Genomic DNA, 17227 nt, shown 5'->3' with positions numbered 1-17227 from the left:
GCGCCCATCTAGCTGGGATCTTCGTCAAAGAACGGGGTCATCTGCGCGACAATCACGCTGTTCTCTTTCAACGCGCGCCCCATCAATGTGCGTTCATCGCCGGGAATGTCGTGGCCCTCGGCCAGTCGTTCCTCAAGGCTGCCATAGCCGTTCACATCCAGCGGGGCCAGATCGGCTTGCTTCAGGATTGCGACGGTTTCGCGCACGGCCTCGGCCTCGTCCACACCGGACGCATAGCAGACCAGCGCAGCACCGGTTGCGCCTTCGGGCAGGCCATCGCCGTCTTTGCGCCCGACTTCGACCAGAAGGGTATAGACCTGATGCGGCTTTTTCGGTTTTTTCTCTTTGCTCATGCGCCGGGCTTAGGCTGCATCTGCGCCGGGATCAAGTCTTGCCGGGTCAGACCGTGAAGGTGCAGGCCGCAGACGTGGGCTTGTCACGCGTTTGGGCGGCTTCTGCGGCAAAACCAACCGCGATCAGGCTGCTGAGTAGAAGTAGACGTATCATGTGATCCTCCCTTGGTATGAGGGTATTACGGATCACCGCACCTTTTACGTCACTTTTTCCGAAAGATTCTTAAAAAAAGGCGTGTCGACAGTGAGCCGAAACGCCTTTTTGTATTCGACGAATGAGCGCGGGTATCAGTCTCGCAGCAGTTCATTGATCCCGGTTTTCGACCGGGTCTTTGCATCCACACGCTTCACGATCACGGCGCAATACAGATTGACCCCGTTTTTCGAGGGCATCGAGCCTGCGACCACGACCGAATAAGGCGGGACTTCGCCATACATGACTTCGCCGGTTTCGCGATCCACGATCTTGGTCGATTGGCCGATGAAGACACCCATACCAAGCACGGACCCTTCGCGCACGATACACCCTTCGACAACTTCCGAACGCGCACCGATGAAGCAGTTGTCTTCAATGATGGTCGGACCAGCTTGCATTGGTTCCAGCACGCCGCCGATACCGACGCCACCCGACAGGTGGACGTTCTTGCCGATCTGGGCGCAAGATCCAACGGTTGCCCATGTGTCGACCATCGTGCCTTCGTCGACATATGCGCCAAGGTTCACGAAGCTGGGCATCAGGACCACGCCGGGCGCAATAAAGGCTGATTTGCGCACGATGCAGTTTGGGACAGCGCGGAAGCCTGCGGCTTTCCACTGATTGTCGCCCCAACCTTTGAACTTGCTGTCGACCTTATCCCACCAGCCAGCACCTTGCGGACCGCCGTCCTGCTTTTCCATGTCCTTCAGGCGGAAGCCCAGCAGCACGGCCTTTTTGGCCCACTGGTTCACATGCCAGTCGCCGTTCGCCTGACGTTCTGCCACGCGCAAGTTGCCCCCGTCCAACGCGTTCAGCGTATCTTCGATGGCCTCACGGGTTTCGCCGGTGGTCGCGGGGGTGATTGTGTCGCGCGCCTCCCAGGCGGCTTCGATGGCAGCTTCGAGTTGGGCGTTCGACATGTCAAAGGGCTCCGTGCATGAGGTTGGGTGAATTTGGTCTGGAATGGCCTATAAGGCGGAACGGTGATTTGTGCAATGAATTGCGCCATCCCGGCAGGGTCGCGCCCGTGTGAAAAGGTGGCACTGGTTCTTCGTGTTTAAAGGCGCTAGCTCTTGTAAGAACGCACAAGTGACAGGATCAGTGACAATGAAAGACGACCGAAACCATCCGTTCCGCGACAGTCAGCAAGACCGCGAAGCGGCGCATCACACACCCGACACGCCACAGACCCGCGCGCAGGCCTATAAGCTGGCCTATGATGATCAGGAGTTCATGTGTCGCGATGAATTGCGTCCGGTGCGTCTGCAGCTGGAGCTTCTGAAACCTGAACTGATGATGCAGGAATACGGTGTTGAATCGACCGTCGTGCTGTTTGGTGGTGCGCGCATCCCTGAACCTGCAAAGAAAGATAGCGCCCGAACCAAAACGCTGGCGGACTTGTCCCGGTTCTATGACGAAGCCCGCGAATTTTCCCGCCTGATGACGCTGCGGTCGAAGGTGAACAACCACCGCGAAAACGTTGTTGTCACGGGCGGCGGCCCCGGCGTGATGGAGGCCGGGAACCGCGGCGCAGAAGACGCGGGCGGCGTTTCTATTGGCTTGAACATCGTATTGCCGCACGAACAGGCACCGAATGAATATGTGACGCCTGACCTCTGCTTCAACTTCCACTATTTCGCCATTCGCAAGATGCATTTTCTGATGCGCGCTGAAGCCATCGCCATCTTTCCCGGCGGTTTCGGAACATTGGACGAGCTGTTCGAAAGCCTGACCCTGATCCAGACAGGCCGCATGAAGAAAGTGCCGATCCTACTGTTTGGCCGCGACTTCTGGACCAAGATCGTAAACTGGGACGCACTCTCTGACGCGGGGACCATCAGCGCCGAGGATCTGGATCTGTTCAGTTTCGTTGAAACGGCTCAGGAGGCGGTCGACGTGATTGATAACTGGGCGTCAACGGACAAGCGGACGGAGCTGCCAGGGCGGTAAAAGGGAGTGAATGGCCGGTATGCGGGACATAGTGAGCATTCGCTGCGGTTGCGCCAACGGCGGCTACAGGAAGGTGGCAACGACCTTGATGAACGCGGCTGCCATAAACTTGATAGGGTCATCGCCATACCTCTTATTTGAGGATTTCGACCATTTCGGCGTAGCCGCGTGACGTGGCGTGTTGCAGTGGCGTCACTCCATCGCGATCTCCGATGGATTTTTCAGCGCCTGCATCAACAAGGATTTGCACCGTCTTGATGCGGTCAGGGCCACCGTCGCCCAATATGACAGCCTCTATCAAAGCGGTCCACGCCAGGTTGTTGATATGATTCAGCGGTGCGCCGCCTTTGACAAGACGCGCGACCACGTCGTGATGTCCGAGATGCGCCGCAGCGATCAAGGCCGTGCCGTCGTAAACGCTGGTGATCAGGTCTGGCTCGTTTCCAAGTTCCATTGCCAGCGATACCATTTCGGGATCGTCCGCGACGGCTGCGATTGTCAGTACATCGTAAACACGGTTTTCGAGGGCGTTCATGTCCGCTCCACCATTGGCCAGTGCGATCAGAGCGTCATCATGTGATGCAAAGGCTGCGACATGTGCGGGCGTGCGCTGTGACCGATCTCGGATATCCACATTGGCACCTGCTGCGATCAGACGGTTGATCTCATCCACGTCGCCCTCGTGGGCGGCAAGGTGCAAGCCTGTGTAAGACGCGATGTCTGAGGCAGACGGGGCTGTTTGCGCATGGGCAGACACAGCGGTGCTGATTGCCAAAGCGAACAGGAGGGAACGAAGCATGATGTTACCTTTCAAAGAGAGGGGCCCGCCCCAACAAGGGGCGGACGGTGTGGTTTACTCAGCACCGATCGCGTCAAGACCTGCTCGGGCGCATGTCTCGTCGATTGCGCCGGATGGCGCGCCGCCAACACCGATACCACCGACCAATGCACCACCGATCCGGATGGGCAGACCGCCAGCCTGGATGACCAGACGGCTATCCATATCGCGCAGCCCGCCGTTTTCAGGGTTGCCGCCGATAAAGCCCGCAAGACCTGTCGTATCACGACCCATGCTGGCGGATGTGAACGCTTTGCCTGTGCTGGAACCGACAGTATGCGGGCCTGCATTATCAGCACGCAAAAGCGCCTTCGTTTCGCCGCTGCGCGCGACGATTGCTACGCTGATATTGTGGCCCTCGCCAGAGCAGGCGGCGACGGCGGCTTGGGCGGCAGTGGTCGCCATATCGAGCGGCAGGAAAGGCGCTGTGGGCAGGTCTTGGGCGAAGGCTGCGATGGGTGTCAGCAGAGCGGTCGCAAGAGCAATAGAACGGATCATTTTTTATTTCCTTTTGTTTAACTGATGCTCCGTTTGTAATTCGCCGCGCTGACCCGCGATATTCGTAGCATCCACAAAGGTGTCCGTAGTTCTACTGATCCGCTTTTGCATCCAGCCAATACCGCGTGAGTTCCGCCGCTGAAGACGTGCCCGCTTTGGCCGCAATCGCTGCACGGTGACTTTCAACCGTGCGGGGCGACAGGGTCAGCGCATCTGCGATTTGCTTTGTGGTCAAACCCTTTGCGATCATCTCAAGAACTTCTTGTTCCCGCGTAGACAGGTGCTGCACCAACGCCACCGCTTCTGCGCGTTCCTCAGAAGCCTGTCGGCGTATTTCAAGTTCTGCATGACCCCTTTGGATTGCATCAATCAGGTCTTGTTCGTCTACTGGCTTGCTCAAAAAATCGATCGCCCCATTGCGAAACGCGCGCCTGCACGCTTCGATATCGCCGTGCCCGCTGATGATCACCGTGGGCCACGACACGCCTTGGTCGGTCAGCCTTTCTTGTAGTTTCAGACCCGAGATCGCGGGCATCCGGATATCAAGGATCAGGCAGCCCGGCGTCAGGTCTGCCGCTTGCGCCAAGAATGTCTCCGGTGACGCAAAGCTACGCACATTCAGCCCGACGGTTTCCAACAGAAGGCTCAGCGCGTTGCGCACGCCCTCATCATCATCAACGAGGTAAACATGGTTGGTCATTGTGGCCCCGCCTTGTTTGAGAGTAGCAGGGACATACGGAAAGTGGTCTGCTCAGTGTCGTCCAGCAAAATGATTTCACCGCCCATTTCCTCAACCAGTCTTTGACACAGCGCGAGGCCAAGCCCCGTTCCGTCCGCTTTGCCTGTCACGAATGGTTGAAAGATGCGGGGCTTAAGGTGTTCCGGGACACCCGGTCCGGTATCGCTGACATCCAAAATAACCGAATGACCATCGACATTCGTACGGATCGTGACCTGTGCCGAGTCTGAGGCATCAAGTGCGTTGCGCACCAGATTAAACACAACCTGTTCCAACTCGACCGGATCAGCATCAACAAAGAGCGGATCATCATGCAGCGACAGGGTAATGGCAGCCCCCTTTGTCTTCGCCTCCAATGCCAGCAGGTTCTGCACGCTTTGTATAGCTTCATGGACGGAACAGGCCTCAGACGGCGCACGGTTTGGTTTGCTCCAGCGTCTTAGGCGATCAAGGATATTCGCCGCGCGCTGTGCTTGGGAAACCGTGTCGTCCAAAATAGTGCCAAGACGTTCAACATCACCACGCCGCGCCAAGTGGCGGCCAGCCTGTGCCTGGCTCAGAATAGCGGTCAGCGGTTGCGCCAGTTCATGCGCCATGCCGCTGGCCATTTCACCCATCGCATTGACGCGGGAGGCGTGGGCCAGCCGGGTTTCCTGCGCGCTAAGTTTTGCGCGGTTTTCTGCATCTTTTGTGTGCGCGCGTTGTTTGAAACCGAAAGCTGACAGCAAAAAGACCACCGTGACCAGTGCGATGACAGAGACCACTTTTCCGACTGGTAAAAGGTCAGAGAGACCGATGGCCAAAGACGTCTCAAATACCAAAGGCTGAGACGCACTGCCAAGTGGTTTGGAAAACCCAAACTCGCCTGATGACAGCTGTCCTGCTAACACTGTTTGGCCGTCCGGTGTGGAAAGACGCAAAGACGCCGATGTCCCATTCCAAAATGGATCATCTGTTGCAATCAGTGCGCGGGCGTCGATCACTAGGGCCAAACCATGCTGTGCTGCGTTAGAATTGGGCGTCCGTTTCACGAGCAGGTATTGATCTGGCAAGTCTGGCATTTGCCCGATTTGCAATGCCCCGGTCGAGCGGCGGGCCAGTTCAACCACGCGCTCCCTCGTCTGTGTGGAGAGGCCAGGCTGCGTTTCTATCACGGGTTGGGACGGATCGTATGGCACGACATTCAGCGACACAATCCGTGGATAAAACCTCTTTATCGTCGCGGCCACGTCGAGCAATAAATCCTCTCGCGCAACCCCGCCCGCCACAAAAATCGCAGACAACGATGTTAAATGCGCATCATGCTGATCCGCACGTTGAGAGGCCAAACGATGCAGCGTTTCACTTTTGACCGTCAGTTCACGCAGCAAGTTTTGCCGTTCAAAGAACGCCAACCCGCTGAGCGCGAGCATCACGGCACACGCCCATAGCAAAGCGTTTCGCCAAAAATTATTTGAGTATGAGACAGGCATTTGCATTCATCGCAGGTGCGGGCGCAAACACCAATCCGTATTTCTACGGTCACTAGGCCCCGTCGCAATCCCAACAAGATTGAATATCCATATCTAAAGGACCCGTCACTTTTGCATTTTCATCCCCGCCAAGAAGCGGACATTGATGCAGCGTGCAGCATCGGACAAAATGGGCTCACAGCCGACATCGATTCAACGGTTTCTTCACCCCAACCCCGCCTCAGCCTCGATTTGGCGCTTCGATTTCCGCGCGCGCTCGGTCTCGGACTTCAACTGACCGCAGGCGGCCATGATGTCTTCGCCGCGAGGTCTGCGAATGGGGCTGGCAAAACCGGCCTCGTGAATGATGTCCGCAAAGGCGTGAATCCGATTGTTTGACGACCGTTTATAGGGCGCCCCGGGCCATTCGTTGAAGGGGATCAGGTTGATCTTGGCGGCGATCTTGTGGCGCTTGATGTGATCGACCAAACGATGCGCGTCTTCAACGGAATCGTTCACCCCGTTCAGCATCACATATTCAAAGGTGATCCGTTCCGAGTTGGACACTTTCGGATAGGCCGCGAGGCTTTTGAGCAGCTCTTCGATGTTCCAGCGTTTGTTGATTGGGACCAGCTTGTCGCGCACCTCGTCCGTGGTGGCGTGGAAGCTGATGGCCAGAAGGCAGCCGATTTCTTCGGCAGTGCGGGCGATTTCGGGCACGACGCCTGATGTCGACAATGTAATGCGACGGCGCGACAGCTGGATGCCTTCCGGGTCCATGGCAATCAACATCGCATCGCGCACGTTTTCAAAATTATAAAGCGGCTCGCCCATGCCCATCAGAACGATATTGGACAACAACCGGGCTTCGTCCGGTTTGCGCGTGCCCGGTTCGGGCCATTCGTTCAGATCGTCCCGCGCCACCATGATCTGTCCGACAATCTCGGCCGAGGTCAGGTTGCGCACCAGTTTCTGAGTGCCTGTATGGCAGAAAGAACAGGTCAATGTGCACCCGACCTGAGAGCTGATGCACAACGTGCCGCGCCCTTCTTCGGGAATGTAGACGACTTCGACCTCGTGCCCACCTGCGATACGTACAAGATACTTGCGGGTGCCATCTTCCGAGATTTGGCGCGTCACGACCTCTGGGATCTCAATGACGAAGTTTTCGGCCAGCAACGCGCGATATGGTTTCGCCAGATTGGTCATCACGTCGAAATCGCGCACGCCCCACTGGTAAATCCACTGCCAGACCTGGCCTGTCCGCATTTTGGCCTGTTTCTCAGGGGTTCCGACAGCGATCAACGCATCCCGCAATTGATCACGCGTCATCCCCACGAGGTTGCGCTTGCCCGTGTCGTCGGTTTTGCGAGGGATGGTCATGACATCCTGTGTGATCGGGGCGGTGGGTTCCATAGCGCGTTCCATTCTGTGCAAGGCGGCAGTCTATAGTGTAGCAGACATGGCTTGTCACGCCATGGAATGTACCATGGCGTGTCAGAAGTTCGTGAACATCTTACAGCTTAGCTTCCGCAGCGTTTTCCGGCTTCTTCAACAGCTGCCGTGAACCCAAGAAGGCTGAACGTGTCTTGCGTCTTGGTTCCGCGCGAACTTTGCGCACTTGCAACCGCACTTGCGCCCCGTTTCATCGCGGCAATGATCTTTGCATCATCGCCCGGCGATGCTGACCACGCCCATTCGCCATCTGTGAACAGTTGGAAGGTGGAATCACCCACCTGCAACGACACTGTCGATCCGGGGGCGAAAGGGTAGCCGCCAGTAAACGACACCTCGTCTTTAACCTTCTGCCCGGGGCGATAGCTGACGAACAACAGAATATTGCCCCGCTTCACTGCGACCGAGCGGCCATTCTTGGTGTTTACCGTTTCTTTTGGGCTCGAAACGCTCCAACACTCTTTTGGGCTGTCCTCTACAAACACGCTCCAATCCGTGTTTGCTGCGACCCGGTTCGAGCTTTCCTGAGCGGAAACGCCCGTCGCCGCCAGCGACAGACCCAGTGCGCACAACGCGCCTGAAATCGTTCGTATCATGTTTACACAGCCTCCAGCTGCTACTGCCTCAAGCCCTTGCGTGTCCCAACCGTCTGACGCGGCCCTTGACTGTTGCGCTTGGGTCGTTTCCAAGTCTGTGCTCAGAGTTTAGCGCGAAATGCGCGCGTAATAAAAGCCCCTGTGGCGGATTTTTGCGCGTTTCACAGGGAAAGGAGCATTCTATGTCTCAGGCGGAGCGTCTTGTCGAGGTTTGGAGAGGCGATATCCTTGAAAGCCAGCATCATGGCCATGCGGTGATTTGCAGTGCCAAAGGCGAGATTGTCGAGGCGTGGGGCAATCCCGATCAGGTGATTTTACCGCGATCCTCGGCCAAGATGTTGCAGGCGCTTCCTTTGGTTGAAAGTGGTGCGGCGGATGCTGCGGGTCTGACCACCGAGCAACTGGCGCTGTCGTGTGCCAGCCACCAAGGTGCGGCCATTCATACAGATCGTGTGACCCGTTGGCTTTCCGATATGGGTCTGGGCAATGATGATCTGTTGTGCGGCCCACAGATGCCAGATGACAGGGACGCCAGAGTGGGCCTGATCAAGACAGACACAAGCCCCTGCCGCATCCACAACAATTGCTCGGGCAAGCACGCGGGTTTTCTGACCCTGAATCGCCATATGGGCGGTGGCGCAGACTATGTGGACCTTGACCACCCAATACAAAAAACCATCAAGGCCGCGTTCGAGGATATCACGGCCGAAGACAGCCCCGGCTATGGGATTGATGGCTGCTCGGCCCCCAATTTCGCTTCGACATTGGCGGGGATGGGCCGTGCCATGGGGGCTTTTGCAGGGGCGAAAGCGGGTGGCGACAAACGGCACGACGCAGCGGTGAGATTGCGCGAGGCGATGATGTTGCACCCTGAGCTGGTAGCTGGCGAAACCCGCGCCTGCACTGAATTGATGCGCGCCGCCAAAGGAAAAGCTGTTTTGAAAACTGGGGCCGAGGCGTTCTTTGTGGCGATTTTACCAGAACAAGAGCTGGGGGTTGCACTTAAAATCACCGACGGGGCCACGCGTGCCTCGGAATGTGCGATCGCGGCCATTCTTGTGAAGCTTGGGGTCTTGGATGCGAATGATCCGATGGTAAGAAAACGGATGAACCCGGATGTTCTCAATCGTGCTGGCCAGCACACCGGTGAGATCAGGCCCTCCGCGGCATTACTGCGCTAAAACCACTCTGCCAGCAGTTTAAACGCCAATGCGCTTGAGGCGATGACCAAGACAGGTTTGATCAGCTTGGCCCCGATCCGCGAGGCAAGCGTAGACCCCAGATAAGCTCCGGCCATTTGGGCGACACCCATCGCCAGCCCAAGCGCCCACAGGGGTGGGGAAACCAGCATGAACCCCACCAGCCCGCCTAGGTTCGATGCGAAATTCAGCAGCTTGGTATTGGCCGTCGCGCGCAAAATGCCATAGCCCGCAAGGCTGACAAACCCGATCATGAAAAATGCGCCAGCACCCGGCCCCAACAGCCCGTCATAGAACCCGATCAGCGGGACAAATGTGATTGTGAACAAAACTGGGGTGATCCGCTCTTGCTTGTCGATGTCATCAAGGCCGGGCTTCACGGCAAAAAAGACCGCAACCGCAATCAGCAAGACAGGCAGACCCAGTCGAATAAGGTCTGTGGGCAGTGAACTTGCCAGCAAAGCGCCAATGACGGCGCCAGCAAAGGATAATGCCGCAGCGCGCAGTTGGCGGCGCAGGTTCACGTGACCGGCTCGGGCATATGTGACCGCCGCCATGCCTGCACCGAACAGCCCCTGTACCTTGTTGGTGGCCAGCGCGGTAACCGGTGGCACGCCTGCAAGCAGCAGGGCGGGCAGGGTGATCAACCCTCCTCCACCTGCGATGCTGTCCACAAAGCCCGCCACGAAGGCGGCGCCCATCAGCAACAGGACGACTTCGGTCGTCAGGTCAAACACCTGCGAACTCGGTCTTTGCGTAGCCTTGAATATAAAGCAGCGCGGTAAGGTCGCCGTGATTGATGCGGATGTCACATTGCGCTGCGACCGACGGTTTGGCGTGTAGGGCCACACCTGCGCCTGCCATTTCCAACATCCCAAGGTCGTTTGCGCCGTCGCCCACCGCCATCACGTCGTCGTGGGTCAGGTTAAGGCGGGCCGAGATTTCTTTCAGTGCCGCGACTTTTGCTTCGCGGCCCAGAATGGGCAGCCCGACCTGTCCGGTCAGCTGCCCGTCTGCAATCAACAGCGTATTCGCGCGGTTTTCGTCAAAGCCAAGCGTTTCGGCAACGTGGGCCGTAAAGGACGTGAAGCCGCCCGAAACAAGCGCCGCATAAGCCCCGTTCGCTTTCATCGTCGCAAGTAGCGCGCGGCCCCCCGGCATCAGGGTGATCCGATGCGCCAGCACGTCGCCGATGACGGTTTCCGGCAGACCTGCCAGCAGGCCAACACGCTCTTTCAAAGCGCCGTCGAAATCCAACTCGCCGTTCATCGCGCGCGCCGTGATGTCTTTCACCCGCGCGCCCACGCCGGCTTCGTCCGCCAACTCGTCGATGCATTCTTGCTGGATCATGGTCGAATCCATATCCGCCAACAGCATTTTTTTGCGCCGTCCCTGTTCGGGTTGGACAATCAAATCAACGCCCAGCTTTTGAAGATCAGACCAAACCGTCCATCGGTTGTCCGGCAATTGGGCCAACGCAAACTCGGCCGCTTCGTCCGGAGACAGCCACAGCGCCGCACTTCCGCCCCATGCGTTGCGCAGGTTATCAACCAAGGCCGGGTCAAGGTTGGCGGCATCTGGGGCAGTCAGAAGAGTGGCGATGTACATGTTTGGGTCCGTTAGAGGTAAAGTTCTTTTTGTTTCTCGATGAAGGCAAGAAGCGGCGCGCGTTGTTCTTCAACATTCGCAACGAGTGCCATATGTTCTGCGCGAAAGCGTTCGGCAAACGCGTGACCTTTTGTTCCCGGCAACTTTTGGTGCAGTTCTACCACCTCGCCAGCGGGAACAGGCAGGCCAAGTTTTGTCGCCAACAGCCGTGTTGTGCGTTCGGGGCCAAGTGCATTTGTCATCTCGTAGGAAAACCTGAACGTATCCAAGTTCGCGCGCTGGATCAGCTTTTCGGTCCGCGCCTCCATCCACATGATCCGCTTTATCATCGCTGCGATTTGAGGTGCGTCATAGCTGAATTGCTGTTCTGCCTTTTCCAACTTTACCTGATCGGCTGTCGGCGTGTGGGGCACTTGTGTTTGTACTAATCGCGAACCGGACACAGCCTGAGCGACGATATCTTCCCGCATCAGCCAAGCCGTGTGATCGGGTTTAACAATAGATAGGAAACGGCCACCAGTTAGAAAGGTTGTTGCGAGTTGTTTGTAGGTTATTTCAAAACCGAACTGGCCACCCCGTTGCCTGTGGCGCTGTATCAGATCGACAAATTCTCTGAGGTTGCGGGCCGAATGCCGTTGCGCGATCTGGTCGATGAAATATTCGTTGAAGAATTCACCGGGGTGGTTTGACAGCTTTGCATCCCCAATCAGCCGTGTAACCCGCGTGCTGCCGCTTCGGGGCGTGAAGAAGATGGCGTAAAGATTGTGGGGCTTTGGCTTTGCCATGATGCGATCAAAGAGGTCTTGATCGAACGCATCATGTCGAAAGAATCCGCGTCTGCGTTTCAGCAGGTCTAAAAAAGGGCGGGCCTTGGCCACTGGCATGATGAGCTTCCTATCTGTCTGCTGCTTACTGATCATGCACCCACCCCTGCGGGCAAGACCAATGTGAACATCTGTGCGGGCGAAAGTTTCCGATCGTAGACAGGTAGCGCCACAATCCGACGCTCGGCGGGGCTATAACGACATTTTTGATCTTGTGCCAGACGGATATGCGCCTTACGTCGATCAGTGGGACACCCCTCCCCAACGAGGGGCTCATATCTGGAAGGGTATCATGACTGATATTTCTCAACCGGCAACGCGGCCGGCCAATCCGCGCTTTTCTTCTGGCCCTTGTGCCAAACCCCCCATATGGACATTGGATGCGTTGTCGGACGCGGCACTTGGCCGTTCGCACCGTGCCGCTATTGGCAAGGACAAGCTGAAAGCCGCGATCGAAGGCACACGCGACGTTCTGTGCATCCCAGCTGACTATAAGATCGGCATCGTGCCTGCCTCGGACACCGGTGCGGTCGAGATGGCGCTGTGGTCGCTTCTGGGCGTACGCGGGGTCGAACTGCTGGCGTGGGAAAGCTTTGGCGCTGGTTGGGTCACGGACGTGACCAAGCAGCTGAAGCTGGATGCGGTGGCTAAAACAGCTGATTACGGTGAGCTTCCTGATCTGGCGTCGGTCGATTTCACCAACGATGTTGTTTTCACTTGGAACGGCACCACCTCGGGTGTGCGGGTTCCGAATGGCGATTGGATCCCGGCAGACCGCGAGGGTCTGACAATCTGTGATGCGACCTCGGCGGCGTTTGCGATGGATCTGCCGTGGGACAAGTTAGATGTGACCACGTTCAGCTGGCAGAAAGTGCTGGGCGGCGAGGCTGCACATGGCATGCTGATCCTCAGCCCGCGCGCTGTTGAGCGTCTGGAAAGCTATACGCCTGCGTGGCCCTTGCCGAAAATCTTCCGCCTGACCAAGGGCGGCAAGCTGATCGACGGTATCTTCACCGGCGCGACCATCAACACGCCGTCGATGCTGGCGGTCGAGGATTACCTTTTCGCGCTGGACTGGGCGCAATCGGTTGGTGGGCTGGAAGGTCTGATCCATCGCGCGGATGCCAACACCAAGGCGATTGCCGACTTCGTCGAGATGCGCGACTGGATTGATTTCTTGGCGCATGACCCGGCGACGCTGTCAAACACCTCGGTTTGTCTGAAGTTTACCGATGACCGCATCAAGGACGGCGCGGCGTTTGCCAAGGCCGTTGCCAAGCGGTTGGAAGCTGAAGGCGTGGCGCTGGACATCGGAGCCTATCGTGATGCCCCGGCAGGTCTGCGGATCTGGTGTGGTGGCACGGTCGAAACCTCGGACGTTGACGCCCTGATGCCGTGGCTCGACTGGGCGTTCAACGCCGAGATCGCCGCTCAATAAGATTTCGCCCTGCGTTCCAAAGCGCGGGGCACCCCCCCAACATCTTTGTGAAAAGGACCAGACAGATGGCCCCCAAAGTACTCGTATCTGATAAACTCTCAGAAACCGCCGTTCAGATTTTCCGTGATCGCGGCATCGACGTTGATTTCGAGCCCGCGCTGGGCAAGGACAAAGACGCTCTCTTGGCCAGGATTGGCGAATATGATGGCTTGGCCATCCGCTCGGCAACCAAGGTGACTGACAAAATCCTGGAAGCGGCCACCAACCTGAAAGTGGTCGCGCGCGCCGGGATCGGCACCGATAACGTGGACAAGGTTGCCGCGTCCAAGAAAGGTGTGATCGTCATGAACACACCGTTTGGCAACATGATCACCACCGCCGAACACGCCATCGCGATGATGTTCGCTGTCGCGCGCCAGATACCCGAGGCCTCTGCCTCGACCCATGCCGGAAAGTGGGAAAAGTCGAAGTTCATGGGGGTCGAGCTGACCAACAAGACGCTGGGCGTCATCGGTGCGGGCAATATCGGTGGCATCGTCTGCGATCGCGCGCTGGGCTTGAAAATGAAAGTCATCGCCTTTGATCCGTTCTTGTCACAGAAGAAAGCCGACAAAATGGGTGTCGAAAAGGTTGAGCTGGACGAGCTTTTGAAGCGCGCTGACTTCATCACGCTGCACGTGCCGCTGATCGAACAGACCCGCAATATCCTGAGCCGCGAAAACCTTGAGAAAACTAAGAACGGCGTTCGGATCATCAACTGCGCCCGTGGTGGTCTGGTCGATGAAGAGGCATTGGCGGACCTGTTGAAATCCGGTCACGTAGCCGGTGCGGCGTTCGATGTGTTCGCCGTGGAACCCGCCATAGAAAACCCACTGTTTGGCCTGCCCAACGTCGTCTGCACCCCGCATCTTGGGGCCGCTACGACTGAGGCGCAGGAAAACGTGGCGCTTCAGGTGGCCGAGCAGATGTCGGATTACCTGCTGACCGGTGCGGTGCAAAACGCGTTGAACATGCCGTCTGTTACGGCCGAGGAAGCCAAGGTCATGGGGCCATGGATCAAACTGGCCGAACATCTGGGCGCATTTGTCGGGCAGCTGACAGAAGGTCCAATCAAGGCCGTAAACATTCTTTACGATGGTGTCGCGTCCGAGATGAATCTGAAAGCGCTGGATTGTGCTGTTCTGGCAGGGCTGATGAAACCTGTCTTGCCGGATGTGAACATGGTGTCTGCGCCTGTTGTAGCTGCGGATCGGGGGATCAAAACCTCGACCACCACGCAGGCCAAAGGCGGATCGTTTGATGGCTATATCAAACTGACCGTGGTGACGGAAAACCGTGAGCGTTCGATTGCGGGCACGGTCTTCTCGGACGGAAAACCGCGCTTTATCCAGATCAAAGGTATCAACATTGATGCCGAGATAGGCAGTCACATGCTCTACACCACCAACAACGATGAGCCGGGCATCATTGGCGCCTTGGGCAATACAATGGGGGCACATGGCGTGAATATCGCGAACTTCACTTTGGGTCGAAAAGATACGGGCGGCGATGCGATTGCGCTGCTCTATGTCGACAATCCGATCCCGGACACTGTGCTGAAAGCCCTATGTGATACGGGTCTTTTCAATTCGGTGAAGCCGCTGGCCTTTGAAGTTCAATAGACCATCGCCCTGACGAAAAAGGCCCCGGAGATAACCGGGGCCTTTTTTGTTATTCGGCGTCCAAAAGACCTGTTTTGAACAGGACCCCGGCGCCAACCGCGCCAAGAATAGGTGCGACGATAAACAGCCAAAGCTGTCCGATCGCATGCCCGCCCGCAAACAGTGCCGGACCAAATGATCGCGCCGGGTTCACGGAAACGCCGGTCACGTTGATGCCGACCAGGTGGATCACCACCAGTGTCAGGCCAATCGCGATACCAGCCACCGCGCCGGGTGCGCCTGCGCCTGTTGCGCCCAGGATGACCACCACGAACAGGAAGGTCGCTACCAGTTCAAAGATAAGGCAGCGATCATCGTGTATTCACCAAGATAACCCGCGCCCCATCCGTTTTGACCAAGGCCCGACGTTGCCACATCGAAGCCGCCGCCTTTACCAGAGGCGATTAAATACAGGATCGCCGCCCCAACGGTTGCACCTGCAACTTGCGCCACAATGTAAGTGCCAGCTTTTGACGCTGGCAACCGACCAGCTACAACGGCCCCGACTGTGACGGCCGGGTTAATATGGCACCCAGAAACGCCGCCAATGCCATAGGCCATGCCGATCAGTGCAAGGCCAAAGGCGAAGCTGATCCCAGTCAGGCCAATATCGGCGCCGGCGATCACTGCCGCGCCGCAACCAAACAGGACAAGAGTCATTGTCCCAATAAATTCCGCAATCGCTTGTTTCATTTCGCGTCTCCCTGATAAGTGTGCGTCAAGGGTGTTATCGCGAAACGAAAGTTTCAGGTCGCGGGGAAAACCCATAAGTTTAGCACCGCAAGTCAAAGGGCAAATCATGGTTCGGACATATGCAATTGGGGATATCCATGGTAACTTGGACAAGTTGCAGGCTGTTCACGCGTTGATAGCCGAAGACCGCGCGCGCTGCGGCGACGAAGGGGCACCTGTTGTGCATATCGGCGACCTTGTGGACCGTGGACCGGATGCGCGCGGCGTGATCGGCTATCTTATGGCCGGGCAAGCGCGCGGCGAAAACTGGATTGTCCTGAAAGGCAACCATGATCGCATGATGTCGATGTTTCTGCAGGAACACCCGATGGTCGATACCCAGCTGTTGATCGACCATAACTGGCTGCACCCGCGACTTGGCGGCGTCGAGACACTGGCAAGCTATGGCGTTGGGGTGCCAGACGGGATCCGCACCTATCAGCTGCATCCCGAAGCCCGTGCTGCTGTGCCCCAAACCCACCGTGACTTTCTGGAGGCACTACCTGCCATGTACCAGCACGGCGAGGTTTGTTTTGTTCATGCAGGGATTCGCCCCGGTGTTCCTTTGACCGAACAGACCGAGGATGATCTGTGCTGGATTCGTCAGGAGTTCCACAACTCAAACGTTGATCACGGACCGCTGATCGTGCACGGCCACACACCGGTGGATGCGGTGACGCATTATGGCAACCGGGTGAATATCGATACCGGGGCAGGGCATGGAAAGACACTGACCGCCGTGGTGATCGAAGGGCGCGATGTGTGGCGTTTGTCGCCAGAGGGTCGGGTGCCAGCCAAACAAGGGGCTACGCCATAGGCGGCACGCCAGGCCTGCCGTCCTTTAGGTGTCGTCCAGCCGGTTGAACCAGTCGATATCCTCGACCGTGATCCAACCCGAGACGATAATCCCCGCCACAATCGCCCATATGACTGTTCCGATTATCGTGACGATGATCGCGGTGCGTCCCAGCCGGAAATTGGCAGGAGCGCCCGCATGGGTGCCGCGCAGCACTTTGCCTTCGTCCCCTTGGGTGCGCAGGCCGATGGGCAGCACAACGAACATGGTTACGAACCAGATCACCACGTAAAGGACAATGGCGGCGGTGATGGACATCAGACCTGCTCCAGCTCGACCAGCGTGCCGTTGAAGTCCTTGGGGTGCAAAAACAGGACGGGCTTGCCATGTGCGCCGATCTTGGGCTCTCCGGTGCCCAACACACGTGCGCCCGAGGCTTGCAGCTTGTCGCGTGCGGCGATGATGTCGTCGACCTCGTAACAGATATGGTGGATGCCGCCGGACGGGTTCTTTTCAAGGAACCCAGCGATCGGCGATGCGTCACCAAAGGGGTAAAGCAGTTCGATCTTGGTGTTGGGTAGATTGATGAAAACTACGGTCACACCGTGGTCGGGTTCGTCCTGCGGAGCGCCGACTTCTGCGCCAAGTGTGTCGCGATACTGCGCGGCCGCGGCTTCAAGATCCGGCACGGCGATCGCCACGTGATTGAGACGTCCAATCATGTTTTCTCTCCCATTCGAAATACAGACAAATCTTGGATTGGTTATGCCGGGCTTGTGCCAGCCGGGCAAGTGCTGCAGTGCCGCATCGGAAAAAACAGCGCCACGCGTGCTGGCTTAACCAGTTATTAGGCA

General features: G+C 57.5%; 18 protein-coding genes and 1 pseudogene. 5 read left to right on the top strand and 14 right to left on the bottom strand.

Annotation, left to right across the window (positions count from 1 at the left end; genetic code table 11):
* Positions 1-8: 8 nt before the first annotated feature.
* Positions 9-353, bottom strand: coding sequence for a hypothetical protein (locus K3556_RS13040; RefSeq protein WP_260517207.1), 345 nt, complete (start codon positions 351-353; stop codon positions 9-11).
* A gap of 288 nt (positions 354-641) precedes the next feature.
* Positions 642-1469 carry a 2,3,4,5-tetrahydropyridine-2,6-dicarboxylate N-succinyltransferase gene (gene dapD, locus K3556_RS13035; RefSeq protein ID WP_260517206.1) on the bottom strand — a complete coding sequence of 276 codons (828 nt, stop codon included), beginning with the start codon at positions 1467-1469 and terminating at the stop codon, positions 642-644.
* A 187-nt stretch (positions 1470-1656) separates the two neighbouring features.
* Here dapD and K3556_RS13030 point away from each other — a divergent pair, with 187 nt between their 5' ends.
* Positions 1657-2499 (top strand): TIGR00730 family Rossman fold protein, encoded by an 843-nt coding sequence (locus tag K3556_RS13030; protein ID WP_260517205.1) that lies wholly within the window; start codon positions 1657-1659, stop codon positions 2497-2499.
* Positions 2500-2632: 133 nt separating this feature from the next.
* On the opposite strand, the gene K3556_RS13025 is transcribed toward K3556_RS13030, so the two are convergent.
* From K3556_RS13025 to K3556_RS13000, 6 genes are all read right to left on the bottom strand, one after another.
* The gene (locus tag K3556_RS13025) at positions 2633-3298 is read right to left on the bottom strand and encodes an ankyrin repeat domain-containing protein (protein WP_260517204.1); all 666 of its coding nucleotides are present in this window, start codon (positions 3296-3298) and stop codon (positions 2633-2635) included.
* A 54-nt stretch (positions 3299-3352) separates the two neighbouring features.
* Positions 3353-3835: a GlcG/HbpS family heme-binding protein gene (locus tag K3556_RS13020; RefSeq protein ID WP_260517203.1), complete on the bottom strand. Its 483-nt coding sequence runs from the start codon at positions 3833-3835 to the stop codon at positions 3353-3355.
* 91 nt (positions 3836-3926) lie between these two features.
* Positions 3927-4535 carry a response regulator transcription factor gene (locus K3556_RS13015; protein WP_260517202.1) on the bottom strand — a complete coding sequence of 203 codons (609 nt, stop codon included), beginning with the start codon at positions 4533-4535 and terminating at the stop codon, positions 3927-3929.
* Positions 4532-5986, bottom strand: a complete 1455-nt coding sequence (locus tag K3556_RS13010) for a sensor histidine kinase (protein ID WP_260517201.1) — start codon at positions 5984-5986, stop codon at positions 4532-4534. Before K3556_RS13010 ends, K3556_RS13015 begins: the two co-directional genes overlap by 4 nt.
* 264 nt (positions 5987-6250) lie before the next feature.
* Positions 6251-7441 carry a 23S rRNA (adenine(2503)-C(2))-methyltransferase RlmN gene (gene rlmN / locus K3556_RS13005; RefSeq protein ID WP_260517200.1) on the bottom strand — a complete coding sequence of 397 codons (1191 nt, stop codon included), beginning with the start codon at positions 7439-7441 and terminating at the stop codon, positions 6251-6253.
* A 107-nt stretch (positions 7442-7548) separates the two neighbouring features.
* Positions 7549-8076, bottom strand: a complete 528-nt coding sequence (locus K3556_RS13000) for an invasion associated locus B family protein (RefSeq protein ID WP_260517199.1) — start codon at positions 8074-8076, stop codon at positions 7549-7551.
* 182 nt (positions 8077-8258) lie between these two features.
* Here K3556_RS13000 and K3556_RS12995 point away from each other — a divergent pair, with 182 nt between their 5' ends.
* Complete coding sequence (locus K3556_RS12995) at positions 8259-9257, top strand: asparaginase (protein WP_260517198.1); 999 nt, start codon at positions 8259-8261, stop codon at positions 9255-9257.
* Here the strand turns inward: K3556_RS12995 and K3556_RS12990 are convergent.
* Genes K3556_RS12990 through K3556_RS12980 form a run of 3 tightly spaced genes read right to left on the bottom strand, consistent with a single transcriptional unit; the run spans position 9254 to position 11767 of the window.
* Entirely contained in the window at positions 9254-10012 is a 759-nt protein-coding gene (locus tag K3556_RS12990; RefSeq protein ID WP_260517197.1) for a TSUP family transporter, read from the bottom strand. The genes K3556_RS12995 and K3556_RS12990 overlap by 4 nt on opposite strands.
* Complete coding sequence (gene serB, locus K3556_RS12985; protein WP_260517196.1) at positions 10005-10883, bottom strand: phosphoserine phosphatase SerB; 879 nt, start codon at positions 10881-10883, stop codon at positions 10005-10007. Before serB ends, K3556_RS12990 begins: the two co-directional genes overlap by 8 nt.
* A gap of 11 nt (positions 10884-10894) precedes the next feature.
* Entirely contained in the window at positions 10895-11767 is an 873-nt protein-coding gene (locus tag K3556_RS12980; protein ID WP_260517195.1) for a Stf0 sulfotransferase family protein, read from the bottom strand.
* Positions 11768-11999: 232 nt separating this feature from the next.
* On the opposite strand from K3556_RS12980, the gene K3556_RS12975 reads away from it, so the two are divergent.
* The gene (locus K3556_RS12975) at positions 12000-13145 is read left to right on the top strand and encodes a phosphoserine transaminase (RefSeq protein ID WP_260517194.1); all 1146 of its coding nucleotides are present in this window, start codon (positions 12000-12002) and stop codon (positions 13143-13145) included.
* A 65-nt stretch (positions 13146-13210) separates the two neighbouring features.
* Positions 13211-14806: a phosphoglycerate dehydrogenase gene (gene serA, locus K3556_RS12970; RefSeq protein ID WP_260517193.1), complete on the top strand. Its 1596-nt coding sequence runs from the start codon at positions 13211-13213 to the stop codon at positions 14804-14806.
* Positions 14807-14855: 49 nt separating this feature from the next.
* Here serA and K3556_RS12965 read toward each other — a convergent pair.
* Positions 14856-15538 (bottom strand): annotated as a pseudogene (locus K3556_RS12965) (aquaporin).
* 106 nt (positions 15539-15644) lie between these two features.
* Here K3556_RS12965 and K3556_RS12960 point away from each other — a divergent pair.
* Complete coding sequence (locus tag K3556_RS12960; protein WP_260517192.1) at positions 15645-16394, top strand: metallophosphoesterase; 750 nt, start codon at positions 15645-15647, stop codon at positions 16392-16394.
* Between the two features lie 24 nt (positions 16395-16418).
* Here K3556_RS12960 and K3556_RS12955 read toward each other — a convergent pair whose 3' ends face one another.
* Positions 16419-16691, bottom strand: a complete 273-nt coding sequence (locus K3556_RS12955) for a DUF1467 family protein (protein WP_260517191.1) — start codon at positions 16689-16691, stop codon at positions 16419-16421.
* Complete coding sequence (gene mce / locus K3556_RS12950; RefSeq protein WP_260517190.1) at positions 16691-17095, bottom strand: methylmalonyl-CoA epimerase; 405 nt, start codon at positions 17093-17095, stop codon at positions 16691-16693. The genes K3556_RS12955 and mce overlap by 1 nt, the downstream gene beginning before the upstream one ends.
* Positions 17096-17227: the final 132 nt, after the last annotated feature.

Source organism: Aliiroseovarius sp. M344 (genome assembly GCF_025140835.1).
Taxonomy (GTDB): domain Bacteria; phylum Pseudomonadota; class Alphaproteobacteria; order Rhodobacterales; family Rhodobacteraceae; genus Aliiroseovarius.
Note: the sequence above shows the minus strand (reverse complement) of the source record. Positions and strands in the feature narration are given on the sequence as shown.